General features: G+C 36.0%; 2 protein-coding genes and 2 tRNA genes. 1 reads left to right on the forward strand and 3 read right to left on the reverse strand.

The features are described from left to right. Positions 1-59: 59 nt before the first annotated feature. Positions 60-251, forward strand: coding sequence for a 50S ribosomal protein L28 (rpmB, locus tag AA81_RS12825; RefSeq protein WP_103899256.1), 192 nt, complete (start codon positions 60-62; stop codon positions 249-251). A 44-nt stretch (positions 252-295) separates the two neighbouring features. On the opposite strand, the gene AA81_RS12830 is transcribed toward rpmB, so the two are convergent. The 3 genes from AA81_RS12830 to AA81_RS12840 all read right to left on the reverse strand — a co-directional run. Continuing rightward, positions 296-372 (reverse strand) — tRNA-Arg (locus AA81_RS12830). A gap of 20 nt (positions 373-392) precedes the next feature. Continuing rightward, a tRNA-Ser gene (locus tag AA81_RS12835) sits at positions 393-482 on the reverse strand. Positions 483-551: 69 nt separating this feature from the next. Then, the coding region (locus tag AA81_RS12840) for a GGDEF domain-containing protein (protein WP_146050400.1) at positions 552-1,184 on the reverse strand (633 nt) is incomplete at its 5' end.

The raw sequence follows: 1,184 nt of genomic DNA on the forward strand, positions 1-1,184 counted from the left end.
AATTATTAAGTTTCAGAATTTCTAACGACACAAAAAATGTAGGCTAAGGAGGAATATAAATGGCAAGAAAATGTGAAATATGCGGAAAAAGTCCATCAACCGGCAACACCGTTGCTAAATCAAAAGTAACAACCAGGAGGGTATGGAGGCCTAACCTTCAAAAGATAAGAGTGGTAACCGACGAAGGTACAGTAAGAAGAATGTATGTTTGTACGAAATGTTTAAAATCTGGGAAAGTTCAAAAAGCATAAACAAAAATCGGTCTAAAATAAGACCGATTTTATTTTGCATAATTTGGCGTGCCTGGCCGGATTTGAACCGGCAACCTCCGGATCCGCAGTCCAACGCTCTATCCAATTGAGCTACAGGCACGTTGATACTTTGATAAAAAATGGCGGAGAGGGAGGGATTCGAACCCTCGGTAGAGTCACCTCTACACTTGCTTAGCAGGCAAGCGCCTTCGGCCACTCGGCCACCTCTCCGTAATTTTTGCTTCTTATTCAACCCTGAAATATTATAGCATTGATATTCTCAACTGTCAAGGAAACATTTCATTTCTTCGCTCTTTTCATTTCGTACATTTTATTATCGGCTTCTTTTATTAATGATTCAAGGCTTATATCCTTTTGGAAGTCTTTATATTCTGAAACACCATAACTTAAATCAATCCTCACGTTACCATCCACTTTTACATTTTGTAGTTGGTTTAAAATTCGTTGAAAAATTTTATGAACATCAATTTCTTCGGCATTTGGGAGGCCTAAAACAAATTCATCTCCACCTACTCGTATTATCAAATCGGATTCTCTTAAGGAATTTTTTAATACATCAGTCACCTTTCTTAGGATGTAATCCCCTGCATCGTGACCATAATTGTCGTTTATGTATTTAAGATTGTCTATATCAATAAAAACAATAGACAAAGGCTCTTTCCTTCTTTTGGCAAGTTGAAAATATTTTTCTAAAGCATAAAAACCTGCTCTTCTGTTGTAAGAACCGGTTAAATCGTCGAAAGTCGCGTATTTTTTAAGTATTTCTTCAAGTTTTTTCTTTTCAGTAATGTCTGTTATAACCAAAATAATTCTACTCACATCAACTTCTTCATACGTTACACCCGTAATTAAAACCGGAACTTTGTTACCGCTTTTCGTAACTAAGTTAGTTTCGAAAGAAATCATATTATT

Source organism: Petrotoga halophila DSM 16923, from assembly GCF_002924615.1.